The sequence below is a fragment of the Paenibacillus sp. MMO-177 genome (genome assembly GCF_037147795.1).
Classification (GTDB): Bacteria; Bacillota; Bacilli; order Paenibacillales; family Paenibacillaceae; genus Pristimantibacillus.
The window spans coordinates 373,486-390,481 of sequence record NZ_JBBCUR010000004.1; the positions used below are offsets into that span (position 1 = coordinate 373,486).

At 51.9% G+C, this 16,996-nt stretch carries 17 protein-coding genes; 3 read left to right on the forward strand and 14 right to left on the reverse strand.

All coding sequences use genetic code 11. The annotated features are described in order from the left end of the window. Nucleotides 1-9: 9 nt before the first annotated feature. The 14 genes from WFK81_RS17200 to WFK81_RS17265 all read right to left on the reverse strand — a co-directional run bounded on the left by WFK81_RS17200 (nucleotide 10) and on the right by WFK81_RS17265 (nucleotide 12,847). Nucleotides 10-387, reverse strand: coding sequence for an MmcQ/YjbR family DNA-binding protein (locus WFK81_RS17200; protein WP_336787622.1), 378 nt, complete (start codon nucleotides 385-387; stop codon nucleotides 10-12). A gap of 2 nt (nucleotides 388-389) precedes the next feature. Then, nucleotides 390-1,073, reverse strand: a complete 684-nt coding sequence (locus tag WFK81_RS17205; RefSeq protein ID WP_336787623.1) for a YdeI/OmpD-associated family protein — start codon at nucleotides 1,071-1,073, stop codon at nucleotides 390-392. Next, a complete protein-coding gene (locus WFK81_RS17210; protein WP_336787624.1) occupies nucleotides 1,036-1,536 on the reverse strand; it encodes an SRPBCC family protein in 501 nt (166 codons plus the stop codon). The genes WFK81_RS17205 and WFK81_RS17210 overlap by 38 nt, the downstream gene beginning before the upstream one ends. A 111-nt stretch (nucleotides 1,537-1,647) precedes the next feature. Then, complete coding sequence (locus WFK81_RS17215; protein WP_336787625.1) at nucleotides 1,648-2,223, reverse strand: GNAT family N-acetyltransferase; 576 nt, start codon at nucleotides 2,221-2,223, stop codon at nucleotides 1,648-1,650. A gap of 124 nt (nucleotides 2,224-2,347) precedes the next feature. Further along, entirely contained in the window at nucleotides 2,348-2,782 is a 435-nt protein-coding gene (locus WFK81_RS17220) for an SRPBCC family protein (protein WP_336787626.1), read from the reverse strand. Nucleotides 2,783-2,887: 105 nt separating this feature from the next. Further along, nucleotides 2,888-3,373, reverse strand: a complete 486-nt coding sequence (locus tag WFK81_RS17225) for a MerR family transcriptional regulator (protein WP_336787627.1) — start codon at nucleotides 3,371-3,373, stop codon at nucleotides 2,888-2,890. 58 nt (nucleotides 3,374-3,431) lie between these two features. Beyond that, nucleotides 3,432-5,318, reverse strand: a complete 1,887-nt coding sequence (locus WFK81_RS17230; RefSeq protein ID WP_336787628.1) for an ABC transporter permease — start codon at nucleotides 5,316-5,318, stop codon at nucleotides 3,432-3,434. A gap of 236 nt (nucleotides 5,319-5,554) precedes the next feature. Continuing rightward, nucleotides 5,555-6,451: a 3-hydroxyacyl-CoA dehydrogenase gene (locus WFK81_RS17235; RefSeq protein ID WP_336787629.1), complete on the reverse strand. Its 897-nt coding sequence runs from the start codon at nucleotides 6,449-6,451 to the stop codon at nucleotides 5,555-5,557. A 110-nt stretch (nucleotides 6,452-6,561) separates the two neighbouring features. Continuing rightward, nucleotides 6,562-7,317: an SDR family NAD(P)-dependent oxidoreductase gene (locus WFK81_RS17240; RefSeq protein ID WP_336787630.1), complete on the reverse strand. Its 756-nt coding sequence runs from the start codon at nucleotides 7,315-7,317 to the stop codon at nucleotides 6,562-6,564. 53 nt (nucleotides 7,318-7,370) lie between these two features. Continuing rightward, the gene (locus WFK81_RS17245; protein WP_336787631.1) at nucleotides 7,371-8,159 is read right to left on the reverse strand and encodes an SDR family NAD(P)-dependent oxidoreductase; all 789 of its coding nucleotides are present in this window, start codon (nucleotides 8,157-8,159) and stop codon (nucleotides 7,371-7,373) included. A 218-nt stretch (nucleotides 8,160-8,377) separates the two neighbouring features. Then, entirely contained in the window at nucleotides 8,378-9,022 is a 645-nt protein-coding gene (locus tag WFK81_RS17250; protein WP_336787632.1) for a GntR family transcriptional regulator, read from the reverse strand. A gap of 539 nt (nucleotides 9,023-9,561) precedes the next feature. Continuing rightward, nucleotides 9,562-11,397, reverse strand: a complete 1,836-nt coding sequence (locus WFK81_RS17255; protein WP_336787633.1) for a carbohydrate-binding domain-containing protein — start codon at nucleotides 11,395-11,397, stop codon at nucleotides 9,562-9,564. A 32-nt stretch (nucleotides 11,398-11,429) separates the two neighbouring features. Further along, nucleotides 11,430-12,110 carry a DUF4956 domain-containing protein gene (locus WFK81_RS17260; protein ID WP_336787634.1) on the reverse strand — a complete coding sequence of 227 codons (681 nt, stop codon included), beginning with the start codon at nucleotides 12,108-12,110 and terminating at the stop codon, nucleotides 11,430-11,432. Next, nucleotides 12,107-12,847: a polyphosphate polymerase domain-containing protein gene (locus tag WFK81_RS17265; protein ID WP_336787635.1), complete on the reverse strand. Its 741-nt coding sequence runs from the start codon at nucleotides 12,845-12,847 to the stop codon at nucleotides 12,107-12,109. The genes WFK81_RS17260 and WFK81_RS17265 overlap by 4 nt, the downstream gene beginning before the upstream one ends. 194 nt (nucleotides 12,848-13,041) lie before the next feature. Between WFK81_RS17265 and WFK81_RS17270 the strand changes: the two genes are divergently transcribed. From WFK81_RS17270 to WFK81_RS17280, 3 genes are all read left to right on the forward strand, one after another. Further along, on the forward strand, nucleotides 13,042-13,719 hold the full coding sequence (locus WFK81_RS17270) for a response regulator transcription factor (RefSeq protein WP_336787636.1): 678 nt from the start codon (nucleotides 13,042-13,044) through the stop codon (nucleotides 13,717-13,719). Beyond that, on the forward strand, nucleotides 13,719-15,005 hold the full coding sequence (locus WFK81_RS17275; RefSeq protein WP_336787637.1) for a sensor histidine kinase: 1,287 nt from the start codon (nucleotides 13,719-13,721) through the stop codon (nucleotides 15,003-15,005). The genes WFK81_RS17270 and WFK81_RS17275 overlap by 1 nt, the downstream gene beginning before the upstream one ends. A gap of 932 nt (nucleotides 15,006-15,937) precedes the next feature. Then, complete coding sequence (locus tag WFK81_RS17280; RefSeq protein WP_336787638.1) at nucleotides 15,938-16,990, forward strand: phosphodiester glycosidase family protein; 1,053 nt, start codon at nucleotides 15,938-15,940, stop codon at nucleotides 16,988-16,990. Nucleotides 16,991-16,996: the final 6 nt, after the last annotated feature.

A 16,996-nucleotide genomic window follows, 5' to 3' on the forward strand; every position in this document is an offset into this window, starting at 1 on the left:
CTCTTGCGTTTATCTTGCGACGCTTTCCAGTACCTGCTTCACCAGACGCTTAGGTGCCGCCAGCAAATAAGCCTCCTGAATAAGTATGGCTAGCTCGTCCCAGTTCGGACCCGCTTCCATATCAACGGAAACCCAGCCATGATGGCCGATATACGGCGTCTTAACATAGCCGCCCTGCTCAAGCAGCAGGTATTGCTGCTCCTTCGTCGCTTTGATCGACAGGCTCGGGAGGGCGCTATTATGCCCTTCCCCCATCATAATGAAGGTTTTTCCTCTTACCTTCATCACGTCATGCCCAAATCCGTCAACGATTTGGTCTACCTCCGGCAATGCGGAGCAAATCCCCCGCACCCGCTCCAGCATCGCTTTCCCAAGCTCCGTCTTCATCCTTAACCCTCTCTTCTCCGGTACAGGTCGATACTCTTATAGCCTTCTCCCAGAACAAACTTCATCTCGGCTTTCCGTTTGGCCCTGGTCTCCTCTTGTACGGCACTAAACACATAACGGGCCCAATCCTTGCGGTACCCCGGGGTAAGCGATCGGAAGAACGCCAGAATCTCCGGCTGGTCCTGAAGTTCCTCTTCTACCTGGGACACAAGCGCCTCGTAGTCGGCCACGCTCTGGCTCGGCTTCTTAGAGGAGGCAGAGGAACCTTTCTTGCGAGCCTCGGACTTGAAGCCTACAACCGTAAAGACGTCATCCAGTCCTACCATACGGGCGAATTTAACCTCGCTGTCCCCGACATAGCCGTCCGCCTCGCTCGCACCAAGCCCTTCAAACAGACTGTCCCGGTGGATGTAGGTCGGATACGCTTTATTGCCCTTCTTCGGATAAGCCGCATAGAAATAACCGCCGTCCTCCAAGTAGTTATTCTCTATAATTTCAGTCATCAGCTTCTGCAAAGATGGCATTTCCAGGACAAAAGCAAAGATCAGGTCATAACGGCTGCCCGCCTGCAGCGTTGTTTCATATCGCTCCAAGCCGGCGAGCGCTTCGCTGCCCTCCGGCAGATGCAGAACGGCAGTTTTTTTATACTTATGTAAATTCAACTTCTCCACGATCGTCTTGCTCATGGGTAACCTCCGATTCCTTTACATGCGCGTAGGGTGCCTTGTCGTCGACCAGATTAAGCTGAATGCCATGCTCCAGATAGGCCTTTGCTCCGCATAATACAATCGTGAAGCCTTCCGTCGAGCCAATCGCGCGCTGCGCGATCTCCTCTGTTTCTCCCTGAAAGCCGGAGTCGGTAACGGTCACAAAGGTTTCCGATTCGGACAAAGCGGTAAATGTCCACTCCGCTCTTGTTCCCCAGTCGATGACAATACGCTTGTTCGTCTCAAGCTCCAGTACGCGAACCGGTGCCGATGCTCCGTACATCTCCCAGAACCACTCTACCTGACTGCCCGCTTCGAGCTTTCCGCTGCCTCTCGTAAACCAGAACTTCGTCGTAATAGCCGGATCGATAAAAGCCTCATACACTTCGCTCACCGGACGCCTGATCATCATTTCCGCTTTAGCTTCGATTGTTGTTGCCACCGCCAAACCTCCCCGTGCATTTTATTTCTTCCTTATTTCTATATTGGCCCGCGTTCGACCTGCTAAACCTGCTGCGGGCAGCATTCCTCGTTAGGGGCATAGCTTCTTTTATTATTTTTCCAGCCTCTTATAAACCGCCTTGATAAAGCCTCCAAATACGTCATGGCTGTAAGTGAAGCCGTGCTTCAGATAGTAACGGAGAGCCTCCTCGTTGCCATTCGATACATAAATGAACAGCAGATCCACGTCCGGAAAGCTTTCCAGCCACTCTATCGACGACTCGAACAGCTTCTTGCCAAGTCCCATGCTCCGGTAGCCGTCACGCAAATACAAATTGCTGAGGAAGCCAATCTTCTTCGGAAGCTCTACCCAATCCGGGTAGAAGCCCATGCTGTCAGCCAAGTCCCGGTTTGGAGCCCAAGCCGGAAGCTTGTCATCCCCGGGTTCCAGATCTTCTACCGTCGAGAATGCGTAGCCAACCGGCACGCCTTCATCTCTTGCGATCAGGACATGGGTACGAAGCGCACCGTCATAGCTTCTGCGCATCCGCGTATCAAAGTTCATCCGGTCGAATACCTCCGGAGCCATGACAGCCCGGGACTGCTGGAAGGCCATCAACTCGTTGCACAGCTCCCGGCAAGGCTCAATGTTGCCGTCCTTTACAACCTCTATCGTTATATTCGTCATGTCTGCCTCCTGCATGCCATCTCTTCCTCTTGTATAACTAAAATACCGTGAACGGCTATCCCAATGCAATCGGCGATTAGACACAAAAAAAGAGCCTCTGCTAAAGAGACTCTTCCTCCATGTTCTATTCAAACAGCTTGCCCAGCGCATCCAGCATTTCGCCCGTGCCATGCTCGCGTATCTCCGGCGTATCATGACCGTCGAAGAAGGCGCCTTGCTCGGTGAATACCAGCTTGGTTCCGCCGTCCATGGGGAACAATTCGATTGTAGTTGTCGAGACGGACATCCGCGTGTCGTTCATATCCAGCGTGTACGTGTAGACAATACGCTCGGCCGGCACAATTTCTTGATAGACCGCGTCAAAGGTAAAGACAGGTCCCTCCGGCGGCCCGCCGCTGCTGTACTCGCGCCCACCTACCCGGAATTCGAATTGATCGGGCTTCGAGAACCACTTGCCCTTTACTTCCGGATCGGCAAAAGCTTCGAATACCCGCTCCGCGCCAGTCTTGTAAGTACGTTCAACAACAAAGGTTGCGTGCTTAACAAATCTTTCGCTCATCGTGAATGATCCTCCTCAAATGAATTGCGAAGCAATTCATGCTTCGTAAGCATAAGCTTAATGAATTGCGAAGCAATTCATGCTTCGTAAGCGTAGTCCCTCCGATTACGCCTCGTCTTCTCCCTGCTCCAGCAGGCTGCCCAGCCTGTCCAAATGCTGCTCCCAGCTGGCGCGCCTTTCAAGCACGGGCTTCTCGAACTCCATCTTCATCGCCTGCAGAAGACCCGTAAAATCATCCACCGTCAGGCCTTTCTTGCCGATGAGCAGCTTGGAGGCATGCTCCAGCTGTTCCAGCAGCTTCTGCTGCCGAATTATCTGCTCTTTGATCCGCTGCTTCTGCAGCGTCACCATCTCCAGCGGACTGATCTGCTTGGCGGATAACGTCTCCTTAATCTCCTCCAGCGACAAGCCCAGCTCCTTCAGTGTCAGAATCTGATGAAGACGGGACAGATCGGACTCGTCGTACAGACGGTGACCGGAATCGGTCTGTCCCGACGGCGAGAATAATCCGATCTGGTCGTAGAAGCGCAAGGTTCTGACCGTCAGCCCCGTCATTCTGGCGAGGTCTCCAACTTTCCAAAGATTGTTCATGCTCAGTCCTTTCGTGGACGCTAGCTTCATACCGGTAGCTCTATTGTAAAACATGACGTTACGTAAGGTGCAACCCCCAAGCCGATTTTACATTAGAAATATATTTGCTACGGATAAAGAGGAAATAGACAAGCTGAATAACAACGAATGATCCAAGCACCGTCAGTGACGGCTTCATCATATTGTACTCGAACATATTTTGCATCGCCGTAAGGGCAACCGCTCCGTGAATGACGGCCACTACGATCGGGGCGAAGAACAGAATGATCAGCTGCTTCGTCAGAATGGCGGACAGCTCGCGGTCCGTAAGCCCAATCTTATGGATCGCCTGGAACTTCCGTTTATCCTCGCCAAGGTCGGTATACAGGCGGAAGTACAAGAAGCTGCCCGCTCCCACGAAGAATACGATGCCGATAAAAAATCCGACGAACAGAACAATGCCAAAAATCTGATCCTGCTGGTACAGCGCGTAATCCACGCCCATAAACCAGTTATCGGTTTTGCCAAGCTTGCCGTCAATCTCTTCTCCCGCCTTTTTCAACGTTTCATGCGAGCCGGTTACGTCAAAGGCATACTGGTAAATATCGCTCTCCGACTGCTTCATCCGGTCAAACCGTTCATCGGGCACCACGTAATAATCGGTTCCCGCTTGGATAGCCGGCGTATCAATCGTTTGCACGGGCTTTAGAATAAGCCCCGCTTCCTTGAGCGTAACCGGCGTCAGCTCCGGCTGAGCTGCCCCCATCATCGCGCCGTTGTAGTGGACAATAGCCGTTTCATCGCCTTGCACGTCGGCCTTAGTCCCCTTTACTGCCGTTACGAGCGCATTAAAGGCGGATTGTGGCACGATGGAAATTCTCTTGCCGTCCTTCGTCTCCACATTTTTAATGGTGAGCGCATAGGATTGATAGGACAGTCCCGCATCCTTCAGCGTCTGTTCAATCATCGCGACATCCTGCTCGGAAGGCTTGTCATACGAGGTGTACTTCATGGCGAACGGATTATCGTTCCGGATAACATCCGTATACATTGATTTAAAGCCAAACAACGAACCAATCGCGGAGAAAGCGACCGTCGACAGAATCGCCACCATAAAGAACGTTCTTGCGTTATCCTTCATTCGGAAGGCAAGGTCCGATAACAGGACGATGTTTGTTTTCCGCCAGAATATCGAACGGCTCTTGCGGCCTTTATGAACGGCATACACGCTCAGCTGCGTGAACAGGAAGTACGTACCGATAATAACGACAACCGTTACCGGAATCATCGCATAAAAGACCAGCATGCCTTTGGCCACCAGCGCTGCGGCATAACCGCCCGCGATCAAGAGCAACGCAAACCAGGATAACAGCGCGGATGCTTTTGGCTCCGGCTTTGGCTTGTTAGAGCCCTTCAGCAAATCGATAAGCGAGTTGTTCCGAAGCACCGTCACCGTAAACAACGAGATAAGCAGGAACAGCGCCATAAAAGCCGCCCCGGTCAGCACAATCGCCTTCGTTGGAAAATAAAACGGCAGCGCCGCGTCAAGGCTGAGCAGCTGCTTGGCTGACATAAGAATGATTTGGGCGAAGCCAAATCCGAGCGCAATACCCGCGATCGTCGCGCCAAAGCCGATCACGATATTTTCCATAAACACAAGACTGCGCAGCTGCATACTGGTCATCCCATGCATGATGAGGATGCCAAACTCCTTCTTGCGCGTCTTCAGGAATGATCCCATCGAGTAGAGCACGAAGAAGAACGAGAACACATAGATAACCGATTCCGCGAAATGCATGGCAGTAGTCACGTTAATATGAATGCTGCCATCGGCAAGCCCCGGATGAAAAGCAAATATTGAATAGACGAAAAACACCATAACCGAAAACGCGCTGCTTAGAAAATACCCCGCGTAAATCCTCCGGTTGCGGATTACGTTATTGAAAGCAAACCGTCGCAAGCTCATAAATAAGCCCTCCCTGTTGATTTGATCCCATCGTAACAAAGGAGGGAATGACGCTGCTATCGATTAACCTTACGTTTCCTTACATTATTGAAAGGTTCCTCTTCTCTTACGGTAGGCGTCCGGCGACATGCCGTACTCCTCGCGGCAACCGCACCTTGATCTCCCCAACCTGTAGCAGGCGGGAATAGAAAAAGAGATGCCCATGATCGTCATGAGACATCTCCTTCTCCAGCTTATCAGCTCTTAAAGTCCGGCTTTGCGAAGCTCGGATTCGGGTATTTGTAGAAGCCTTCGCCCGTTGCCCGGCCTAGCTTTCCTTTATCGATGTATTCGCTTTTCAGCAGTCCGGCGATTTTCTCGAACTCCGCGTTGCGGGTAGCTTTCGCTTTCGCAAGGCCAATGTTATAGGCCGTATTGATGCCAACAACGTCAAGGATGGCGAATGGTCCAAGTGGCGCGCCGGTCGCAACCATCCACGTCTTATCAATCGTCTCCACATCGGCGATTTCGCGGACGAGCAGCTGTTGGGCCGCTTCAAGCAGCGGAACAAGCAGAGAGTTCAGGATGTATCCTGGCTGCTCCTTCTGCAAGGGCAATGCCACCATGCCAATGGCTTTGGCAAACGCCACAACCTCCTCGAAAACCCGGTTTTCCGTACCGGGATGCCTCATAATCTCGGCGGTGTTGTTCTTCCATATCTCATTGGCGAAATGCAGCGCAAGGAACTGGCCCGGACGGCCTGTCGCATCCGCAAACTGGCTTGGCAGCAAGGTAGAGGAGTTCGTCGCAAACACGGTTTTCGCCGGTGCCGCTTGTCCAAGCTTCGTATAGAAATCGATCTTGATCTGAACGACTTCAGGTATCGCCTCAATAACCAGATCCGCGTCCGCCACAGCCTGCGTCAGGTCGCTATTGTAAGCAATCCGTTCAATAGCTGCGTTAAGCTCGGATACCGGGGCATTCAAATCCGCTTCGTAATGCGGCCTCAGCTCGGCAATCCTCTCTTTGGCTTTCTCCAGTGCTTCGTCATTAATATCGTAGACCGTTACGTTAAACCCTTTAAAAGCGGTCTGAAAAGCAATCTGGCTGCCGAGAACGCCGCTGCCTGCAACAGTAATGTTTGTGTAGTTCATTGTCCAAGCTCCTTTGTTTGGCCATTCTCTTTTAAAATCCCCTGTTCAGGTGAATCCATGCGAAAATAAAATAGCCGCTACCCTTGAAGGGTAGCGGCCACTGGAAGCCATTATTTCGTTTTGAAGCTGAGGAAGCCATCATCGACCGGAATGGTTTGACCGTTAATCGCGCTTGCTCCGTCGGTGAACAAGAATGTTACCACGCTTGCCACTTTCTCAGGCTGAATCAGCTGGCCGCGCATATGCTGAGCGCCAAGCGCCGATTTCATCGCTTCGTCGTCGCCAAGGATTGGCGTGTTGATAAAGCCGGGAGCAACGCCTACAACACGAATGCCATAGTCGGCGAGCTCAAGCGCGCCGGATTTGGACATCATAACAACAGCAGCTTTGGCTGCGTTATAGTTGAAGCTGCCCAGCGCCGCCGCCGTACCGTAGATCGATGCAGTGTTCACGATCGTACCTGTGGCGCCTAGCTCGACCATTTTTTTCGCGCCGTAATACATGCCGTAGTAGACGCTATGCTGGTCGACATCAATAACGCGGTGATACGATTCCGGATCCATCTCGAGGAAAGGCTTCACAAGGCCAATGCCCGCGTTGTTGAAGATCCCGTTCAACGTGCCGAATTTCTCTACCGCGAAATCAACGAGTGCTTTCACTTCTTCGCCTTTCGATACGTCTACCTTGAAGGAAGCCGCTTTGCCGCCAGCCGCTTCAAGCTCTGCAACAACCGCATTCGCGCCATCCAGGTTATAGTCCGCAATAACAAGCGATGCGCCTTTTGCAGACAGCTGCAAAGCCGTTTGCTTGCCTATGCCGCTTGCTCCGCCAGTAATAATAATGACTTTGCCGTCTAGTTCTGCCATGATAAATATCCCCTTTGCTCTGAAGTAGTTGTAGAAAAACGTAAAGCCGCAAATTAGATCAAAATCGATCCGCCGTCGATCACGAATTCTTGTCCAACAATATGAGTGGAGAGGTCGGATACGAGATACATCATCAGGTTGGCGATCTCTTCCGCTTCGGCATATCGGCCGTCCGGCGTTGTATTCGCCAATTGCTGTCTTGCTGCTTCAGCCGCTTCCTGATTGCCTTTGCCAAAGCCGCTTTCGATCGAGCGCATCATTTGCGTATTAACAACGCCCGGGCATACCGCGTTAACGCGGACGCCGTATGGTGCCGCTTCAACGCCGGCCGTCTTTGTCATGCCAAGCACCGCATGCTTGCTTGCGCCGTAGGCCACCATGTTTGGCGTTGCCAAAAGCCCTGCTCCGGATGCGGTATTAACGATTGCGCCGCTCTTCTGAGCGATCATTTGCGGAAGCACATGCTTGAGTCCAAGGAATACGCCACGCACGTTAATCGCCATCAGTCGGTCAAATGCTTCGGTTGGATACTCGACCAAAGGAACAATTTTGCCTTCCCAGCCGGCGTTGTTGAGGAAAATATCGATTTTCCCGAACTTCTCGACTGTTTGAGCCACATAACCCTGAATATCTTCTTCTTTGGTTACGTCTGCTTTTATAAATACGGCTTCTCCGCCGTTTGCCTGGACTTGCTTAACCGTCTCGTTTCCGGCTTCCTCCGACAGGTCAACCACAACAACCTTTGCGCCGTTCCCGGCAAGAGCAAGCGATGCTGCGCGGCCAATGCCTCCGCCTGCGCCCGTCACGATCGCCACTTTATCCGTAAAATCAAACTTTTGCATGACCAATCACTCCTTAAAAGAATTGCAATCGCTTTTTATTGCTATTCTTGCTTCGTAAGCTTGAACAAAAGAATTGCAGTACGCAGTTTGTGATGAACCAACTGTATTCATTCATGTCGCGTAAGCAATTTGCTTACAAACCTATCTTAACAGATTACTTTGTCGATTGTCGACAATTTAACCTAAAAAGCTCTTCCATTAACTCCAATTCCCTTTTTTTATTTAATTCCTATCAACAGGAATTCATAAATGGCTGCTTGCGCTTGTTCATATTCCGATGCCAGAATGGACGCAGTAAACCGCTGAAACGGAGCGTGAAATTCCTTGATTTTTTGCTCGCTCCATTTCACTTCAACAAAGATGTTCAGAATCAGGCTCGCCTTCTCGTAGAACTTCGCCAATGCGACATTGTCCGCCACTAACACAACATGCCGCAGCACCCGCTCGGCCTTCATCTCGTATTCCCGCACATTGCCCTGCTCGCAGGCAGCATCCGTATCTGCGGCATATTGCTTCAGCATTTCCTTATATTCAGGCGTCCATCGCTGCTGCCCGTACATAACAGCCACGCGAAGAAGCTCCGCCATCAGCGTATTGTAGTCTTCAATCTCGGATTGGGTAAAAGGCTTCACGATCGTCCCGCGCCGCGGAAGACGCTCCACAATCCCTTCAACCTGCAGCAAATATAACGCCTCCCGGACGGGCGCACGACTCGTATTCAGCTCCTTGGCGATTTCCTCTTCCACGATTTTATCTCCGGCATTCAGCTCTTTGCCGATAATTTTTTTCAGGATATGCCTATAGATCTGCTGCGGCAAAGACTCCCCGAACTGCGAATCCGATATTTCATAAGAATTGAACATGATTAATGTCTCCCTGTCTGTCTAATAAAGCTCCTCTTCTAGTTATCCCAAATTAAGCGGGCAAAATCAATATGCCGTTCGCTCTCCCCTGCAGCTGCATAGCAGATCGGCCATCAATTCGCTGCCGATTTGCAGTAAAACGGACAAAAACCAAAAGGTGTAAAACGTCGATTTTTGTCGTATTTCACCCTAAATATCGAACTGAATCACCGCCGAAATCGCAAAATCCCGCTGCTTCGACGGCAAGCGACATGGGTGACATGGACGCCTATCGGCCTCTCCCTCCTGCTTCAGGCACGGAATGATGCCGATACTCTGCGTCGAAAACAGCTCCGCAAGACATGCCCGCAAGTAAATTAAAGCTTGATTTTTATTTCATAATAACACCCTTTCAAACCCGTCTTATAATCGGTTAAATATAGGTCTATCACCTTCCCGCCATACACCGATCTGAAGCATGTAACCGGCTAAAAAACATGGAAACACGGCAGATTTCGGAGAAAAACAAAGAGGCGCCCGATGGACGCCCCCTATAATCGTTATTGTGCTGTTGTTGTAGCTGCGGGAGCATCCGGAGGGGCTGCGCCGTCTGGCGCTGTGCCATCCGGTGCAGCGGCGCCGTCCTGCGGCATTTGACCGCCCATGCCACGACCGCCGCCGCCGCCAAATTCGCCATGACCGCCGCGTCCGCCGCCCATCCCGCCGCCAAATCCGCTTTGAGCCTCCGTAACACCTGATTCATTGACCCACGTGATGAGGGAGGAAGCCGTGAAGGATACCACTTTTGTTCCACCGCTGTATTCACCGTCCGCGTAAAGTCCATTCGTTGCCGTACCCGTTGACTTTCCGCCCGAGTAGACGGTGTAGGAAGCGTCTTTAGCCAGATTCGGCGTACTGATGTAGACCGCCTGATAATTCTTCGACGGCGCATAAGTAGCTATCTTTTTACCGGACTCGTCTTCCAGGTGAACCAGCGTACCCGCTTGCTGGGTCTCGGGGAACATCATCAGAATGCCGGCTTGCGTCGAGCTGTCCGATGCCGCCTGCACCATGCCGGAGCTGCCCGCTGCAACAAGCGTGCCGCCCGTCATGTTAAAGGTGTCGTCATAATCCAGTGCGCCGTTGTTGTTCTCGGTCGGACCGTTTACCATAACGGTGCCGCCCGTCATAATGATAGAACCGTTTGCGTCAAGACCATCGCCGTTCGCGTCAACATACAGGCTGCCGCCGCTGATGGTGAGAAGACCTTTCGAAGCACCGCTTGCCTGTTGACCGCCGCCGCCAGGAGCCGCGCCTTCGCCACCGGAGCTGTCTGCGCCAGTTGCCGCATTAACGCCGTCATCGCTAGCCGCCAGCTTGATGTCTCCACCCGCAATGGTAATGTTCGAACCTTCGATGCCCTCATAGCTCTTTGTAATATCGATCTTGCCGCCCGCAATCTGTAAAGCTGTATCGGCATGGATGCCGTCATCGCCGGCTGCTATGGTCAAATCCCCGCCAGAGATGGACAAACCGCCTGTGCTGTGCAAGCCATCCTTGCCGGACTGGATGTTATACGTGCCGCCCTGCAGGACAATGATTCCTTCTTCGCCTTCATTATCATTGGTGGTCTTAATGCCGTGGCCAACGGCATCCAGCGTGAAGTTTCCATCCTTCACCGCCACGAGGTCGCGTCCCATTACGGCATCGTCCGCCGCCTGAATATCAAACGTTCCTCCGGTGATTTTCAGCTTATCCTTGCTTGCAATCCCGTTGTTGTAGTTGCCTTGTACGGTCAGCTTGCCCGTGCCGTTAATCGTCATATCGTCCTTGCTGAAGATAGCCGCATTAGGCTCATCCGTTTCCGAATCCGGGAAGACATAGTCCGTTCCGTCCGATACGACATTATTGGTGCCTTCCGGCAGGGACAGGATCAGCTTGCCCGCTTCCTCTACATAAATCGGAGCGCTCTTGCTGTAATGGATCTCTGCTCCGTTCAGAACCAGACGGACTACGCCTTTATCCGCTGCATTCACGACAATCTGGCCTTCATCCAGCTTGCCGCTGGCTATGTAGGTCCCGGCAGCCGTAATCGTAATGATGCCATCCTTCACTTCCGCGCCGGAGCCGTCAACCGTTGCCGTCGTTCCGTTTAAGATAATGTTCGTCACATCCGATGTGCTCCAGTCGGCATATGCATCATCCTCGTCATATTCAACGGTGTCATCAAGCTGATAGCTTGCCGTCTGGACGGCTGCCGCCGTTCCGCTTGTATTGGCCGCCCCCGTGCTGCCCGCCGTATTCGTTCCCGTATTCGCATTGTTGCTGCATGCCGACAAGGCCGCCGCGCATATTAAAATAAAAGCTAACTTGCTTAATCGCTTTTTATTGTTCATCGTTTTTCTTCCTCTCTAGGTAATGGATTGGTTTAAGCTTCTGCTCCCGTAGGAGCCATCGTTAAGGAGATATCGAGATTGCCGTTCCGGCAGCGGATCGCGTCCAGCAGCTCCTTCTGATTCAGGGAAGGCTCCAGCGTGACGGCATAAACAAGCTCGTACAAGCTGCCAAGCTCGGTTGTTCTTACTTTTTTCAGCTCGTATTGCACGTTATAGATGTTGAAGACTTCGGCAAAAGCTTCTTCGTAGCTCAGATTTTCCGGGATCGTTACCTTAAGCAGCTTCTGCGCGGAAGACTTTGAGCCGAACTTCACCGCTTTCAGCAGGAACATCAGGAGACACAGCACAATCGTGAACAGCACCGCGTAGCCGTAAGCCCCAACGCCGCAGGCTAGACCGGAAGCCATCGTGAACAGGACAAAAGCGATGTCCTTCGGATCGCCGGGCGCGCTTCGGAACCGGATAATGGAGAAGGCGCCGGCCAAGCTGAACGCGCGGGCGATATTGCTGCCGATCAGCAGGATAATAATCGCCACAATGGTGGGCAGGACGATCATCGTTAGGGCAAAGTTCTGGGTGTAAACCGACTGTGTTCTCATATAGGTAAAGCTGATCATTGCGCCAAGCGCAAAGGATAGTAACAGCGTCAATATGGCTTCGCCGAAGGTTAGCTCGGTCACGGATGCTGTTGTGGAGAAAAGGGAATCGATCATAATAAAAGGCGCTCCTTTATTCGTTCTTCTTGTCGGATGTTCATGCGGTATTCGTTGCCGTATTTCGAAAAGCCCGTCCGGAACATGCCAAGCTCGGACAACAGCTGGGCGAGCCAGACCGGCACGGTCTTCTCGGCTTTTACTTCCATCAGCCATTGGTCCTTGGCCATCAGCAATTCCCCGTGGTCACCGGCTTCCAGCAACAGATCATAACGTCTTGAGCGGATATTCGTATCGAAGGTGATCCGCAGATCCCGGTTGTTTTTGCAAAACATCGCAATCCGGTCGTAAGCCAGATACACCTTGGGCTGCAGCTCATACCGCCCGAGAAAATATTTGATCTCCTGAATAACCTGCTTGTTCATATAAGGCTTCAGCTCAGGCTCAACTCCCGTGCGGACGAACTCATACGCCTCGCCTAGCGTTAATCCCGTTCTACGCTTGTTCACCAGGCCGAACACTTTCTTCTTAAGCTCTAAGTACACCTTGGCGTCCGGCTTCGGAACCCCGTAAGCCCTCAGCCTGAGCTTTTCCCTGTATTTCGGCTTCGCCAGACTGCCGCGGATAATCGAGTGCTGGTCGGTATCGAAATACAGATTGCTTATGGAGTAGAATTGATCGTTCTTGTTGTATTCGTCGAGCTCCATATAATCAAGCAGCCGGTTATAAATCTCTTGAAAGGACTGGCTGTCCATTAAATATTTGCTTTCATAACGGTTAAACACCTCAATAGCCATAGGTTCAGGCTCCTTTCCGTTTGGCTTGCCGCCTGTTCATGTCTGTATCTTAGAAGGGCAACCTTTAATGAATCTTAAATGTTTGTAAATGTAAATTCCGCTGGAGTTGGCGCTTAAGCAAAGTTAAGATTGATTAAAGGTTGCCTACTTATAATAAGTTCACAAGACAGCGCTAACGAAAAGAGGAATGCTTCATGCGGATACTAATTGTAGAAGACGAGGTCAACCTGGCCGATGCCTTATCTCAAATTTTGAAAAAGAATAATTACTCCGTGGACGTCGTGCATGACGGTCAGTCGGGATTGGATAATGCCTTATGCGGCATCTATGATCTGCTGCTCCTGGATATCATGCTTCCGGAGATGGACGGGATTACGGTGCTGAAGAAGCTTCGGGAGGAAGGCATTGCCGCTCCGGTTATCATGCTTACCGCCAAGGGAGAAATAAACGATAAGATTACCGGGCTGGACTACGGAGCGGATGATTACGTAGCCAAGCCCTTCTCGACCGGCGAGCTGCTGGCCCGGATCAGGGCTGCACTGCGAAGAAGAGGCGAGGTTGTTCCGGAGGACGGTCTGAAGTACGGCGATATCGAGCTGAGCACCTCCAACCTGAAGCTGATGTGCAAAGGGAAGGAGCTTAAGCTGATTCTGAAGGAAAGCGAATTGATGGAGCTTCTTATTGTAAGGAAAACGGCGGTTACTTCCAAAGAGCAGATTATCGAGAAGCTATGGGGATTTGATTCGGACGTGGAGCATAACAACGTGGAGGTCTATATCTCTTTCTTAAGGAAAAAGCTTGTGTTCCTGCAATCCGGCGTAAAAATTAACACCATTCGGGGCGTTGGTTACGTACTGGAGGCGACCTCCTGATGTTTAATCGGCTGCGCAACCGGTTCCTGATCGTCAACATGGTGATCATCAGCTTTATTATGATTCTGGCCTTTTCCTCGATCTATACGATTACCTATCAGAACAACCGCAAGACCATGAACGAGGATCTCATTCAAATATCGGAGTTCTACCGCAAGCAGGAAGGTCCCGAAGGCGGCAAGTACAACGGTGGCGGCCATGGACGCGGGGACATGATGGTTCCCGATGGCAAAATGAAAGCCGGTCCGCCGCCGGAGCGTTCGGTATCTTTTGCGCTTACGACGGATGCCGGGTGGAACATTACGAAGACGGATTCCCGCTTCGATATGGACAGCGATTTCTATACGCTTGCCATCAAAGCCGCCTCCTCGGGCAATTCCGAGCGCGGCGAGTTTAATCTCGACGGCAACCGCTGGGCTTATAATGTGCAGCAGCTTATGGACGGTTATTCGGTTGTCTTCCTGGATGTCACGAATCAGCACCAGTTCCTGATGACGCTCCTGTATACGTTCCTTGCCGTAGGCTTCATTATGCTCATCGTCATCTATTTCACGAGCCGTTACTTCGCCAATCGTTCGATTGCGCCCGTCAAGGAAGCCTTCGACAAGCAGAAGAGGTTCATCGCCGACGCTTCCCATGAGCTGCGGACGCCGCTTGCCGTTATTAATACGAATGCGGACGTGCTGCTGTCCAACAACGATGACTTGATCCGCAATCAAGAGAAGTGGCTGCATCATATCAAGTCGGAGACGGAGCGCATGCGGACGCTCACAAGCGATTTGCTGTACCTGACCCAAATGGATGATGCGCGGGAAAATGTGATTTTTGCGCCGTTCAACTTAAGCGAGGCGGTGGAAAGCGTTATTCTGACGCTTGAAGCGGTCATCTTCGAGAAGGACATTGCGCTTAGCTACGACATATCGCCGGAGCTGTCCATCAACGGCAACGTGGAGCAAATGAAGCAGGTAGCGCTGATTCTGCTGGATAACGCCATCAAGTATACGAATACGAGGGGCACGATTGACCTTACGCTGAAAAAGCACGGCGGCGAAGTGGTGCTTAACGTCACCAACTCCGGAGATGGCATCCCGCCCGAGCATCTGGGCAAAATCTTCGACCGCTTCTACCGCGCCGATGCCTCCCGCTCCCGCAAACACGGCGGCTACGGCCTTGGCCTCGCCATCGCCAAAGCGATCGTGGAGCAGCACAAAGGCAAAATCCACGCCAGAAGCGTGCCGGGCGAGACCACCTCGTTCACCGTTCAGCTCCCGGCTGAACGTCACTAGATTAGGGCAGCCGTGCAGGGTTTCTCCTGCATGGTTGCTTTTTTGTTGTGTGTGGACCATCGACTCTACCCGTGGAGCGAAATCCCGTACCAAGCATAATAGTCACGCCGCCAATATACTCTCGCAGCCCCTTGCCAATCACTCTGAAATGCAAAAGTACATGACAACTCCCTACTAGTTCATCCAAACGATCCACGTACTGCGAAAGTACAGGCAAATCCTCTGCGTCCCCGCCAATTCAGCTTATACGAGGCTATTCACCTGTACTTTTGCATCAGAATGACCAACCCGAGCTACTTTCCCCTCAATAACCTGCACTTTTGCAGCTTATTTTCAAACTAACCTCTACTTCTCGTTCCTACCCTCATTCTCGTCGTACTCCTGCCGCACTCGGCACCTTTCGTGAGCTGATCGGCGCCTCTAACGAAACTACGTATCCTTATTTGCCCAAAATAGGCTAGCCAAAATTTCTAACGAAACTACGTATCGTTATTCCCTGCTTTAAGCCCTTTTTGGGCCTCTAATCAGCCAAATAGCGATATGACGTTTCGTTAAATTCGCAAAACGCCCGTTGTTGATCAAATAGCGATACGACGTTTCGTTAGATGCCGTCAGCCCGTTTATTTGCGGCGTTCCAGGGTTCGCAAGAACCCTGCAGCCACCCTTCCCCCTCCCGGATATGAGGGAGGGAGGAAGCAGGTGGAGTATTGGAGCTGGGGTATCTCCTGAGGAGCGGAGCGCTCGCCTTGCCGGCGGGAAGTATCCGCAACAAACGGATTCCAACCGAAATTTCCTGCCGGCAACAGCGACCGAAGGCGATACCCCAGCTCCCCACCAGCCGACGATCCAATCCTCCCTCATATCCCCCTCCTCCTTATTTAAGTTTGACTAAAGGTTCCCGCTCTAAGATAACTCCATAACGTTCAGGCACGATGCCTACTAAGGAGTTGGTTACTATTTTCCGCACGCGCAAATCCAAAATTCTGACCACTATAGCGGTTATTCTACTCGTCGTAGCAGCCATTCTGTACAAGCTTGCCGACCGGTACTTAATCGAGCATGTCGAGGTGAAGGTAACGCCTAATACATCCATCACGCAGGGGACCAGCACTGGCACTGGCACCAGCTCTGGCTCTAGCTCTAGCCCTAGCTCTGAAACTAGCTCTAACTCGACTCCAAGCTCCAGCTCAAGCGGCGGCACCTCGGCCTCCACGACAGATACGAATGCCGGTAACGACGACTGGAATTACAAGGATGACAACGAGACGATCAGCATCAAGAAGGTGGAGACCGGCTCCGGCTCGGACATGATTACTTACTATGTCGCCGACGTCACGTTTAACGGCAAAATGAACCTGCTTACCGCTTTCGCCAAGAATTCTTTTGGCACCAACATCACCCAGAACACCTCAACCATTGCTGCCAACAACAATGCGGTGTTTGCCATTAACGGCGATTACTACGGCTTCCGCAGCGACGGGGTTGTCATCCGCAACGGCACCGTTTACCGGGACGAACCGGCACGTGTTGGTCTCGCCTTTTTTAACGACGGCACAATGAAATCTTACGACGAGGAGGAAGTCTCAACCAAAGACCTGCTCGCGCAAGGGGTAACAAACGCCTTCTCCTTTGGCCCGGCCCTCGTTACAGACGGTGAAATTGCCGGGGATTTCAGCCATGTGGAGATCGATAAAAACTTCGGCAACCGCTCGATCCAGAACTCGAACCCGCGGACCGGCATCGGAATGATTGCGCCAAACCATTATGTATTTGTTGTTGTTGACGGCCGAAGCACCGGCTACAGCCGCGGCATGACACTGACGGAATTCGCAAACCTGTTCAAGGAGCTTGGAGCGACGGAAGCCTACAACCTCGACGGCGGCGGCTCGTCCACGATGTATTTCAAGGGACGCGTCGTGAACAATCCGCTGGGCAAGGGCAATGAACGCGGCGTAAGCGACATTATCTATATTCCGCAATCTTAAGAAACG

What these genes read in the sequence shown, in the direction of transcription:
- WFK81_RS17230 (WP_336787628.1), bottom strand. Translation starts at nt 5,318, where the DNA reads ATGAGCTTGCGACGGTTTGCTTTCAATAACGTAATCCGCAACCGGAGG.
- WFK81_RS17270 (WP_336787636.1), top strand. Translation starts at nt 13,042, where the DNA reads ATGCGGATACTAATTGTAGAAGACGAGGTCAACCTGGCCGATGCCTTA.
- WFK81_RS17280 (WP_336787638.1), top strand. Translation starts at nt 15,938, where the DNA reads ATGCCTACTAAGGAGTTGGTTACTATTTTCCGCACGCGCAAATCCAAA.
- WFK81_RS17260 (WP_336787634.1), bottom strand. Translation starts at nt 12,110, where the DNA reads ATGATCGATTCCCTTTTCTCCACAACAGCATCCGTGACCGAGCTAACC.
- WFK81_RS17265 (WP_336787635.1), bottom strand. Translation starts at nt 12,847, where the DNA reads ATGGCTATTGAGGTGTTTAACCGTTATGAAAGCAAATATTTAATGGAC.
- WFK81_RS17235 (WP_336787629.1), bottom strand. Translation starts at nt 6,451, where the DNA reads ATGAACTACACAAACATTACTGTTGCAGGCAGCGGCGTTCTCGGCAGC.
- WFK81_RS17225 (WP_336787627.1), bottom strand. Translation starts at nt 3,373, where the DNA reads ATGAACAATCTTTGGAAAGTTGGAGACCTCGCCAGAATGACGGGGCTG.
- WFK81_RS17250 (WP_336787632.1), bottom strand. Translation starts at nt 9,022, where the DNA reads ATGTTCAATTCTTATGAAATATCGGATTCGCAGTTCGGGGAGTCTTTG.
- WFK81_RS17255 (WP_336787633.1), bottom strand. Translation starts at nt 11,397, where the DNA reads ATGAACAATAAAAAGCGATTAAGCAAGTTAGCTTTTATTTTAATATGC.
- WFK81_RS17245 (WP_336787631.1), bottom strand. Translation starts at nt 8,159, where the DNA reads ATGCAAAAGTTTGATTTTACGGATAAAGTGGCGATCGTGACGGGCGCA.
- WFK81_RS17275 (WP_336787637.1), top strand. Translation starts at nt 13,719, where the DNA reads ATGTTTAATCGGCTGCGCAACCGGTTCCTGATCGTCAACATGGTGATC.
- WFK81_RS17200 (WP_336787622.1), bottom strand. Translation starts at nt 387, where the DNA reads ATGAAGACGGAGCTTGGGAAAGCGATGCTGGAGCGGGTGCGGGGGATT.
- WFK81_RS17220 (WP_336787626.1), bottom strand. Translation starts at nt 2,782, where the DNA reads ATGAGCGAAAGATTTGTTAAGCACGCAACCTTTGTTGTTGAACGTACT.
- WFK81_RS17215 (WP_336787625.1), bottom strand. Translation starts at nt 2,223, where the DNA reads ATGACGAATATAACGATAGAGGTTGTAAAGGACGGCAACATTGAGCCT.
- WFK81_RS17205 (WP_336787623.1), bottom strand. Translation starts at nt 1,073, where the DNA reads ATGAGCAAGACGATCGTGGAGAAGTTGAATTTACATAAGTATAAAAAA.
- WFK81_RS17240 (WP_336787630.1), bottom strand. Translation starts at nt 7,317, where the DNA reads ATGGCAGAACTAGACGGCAAAGTCATTATTATTACTGGCGGAGCAAGC.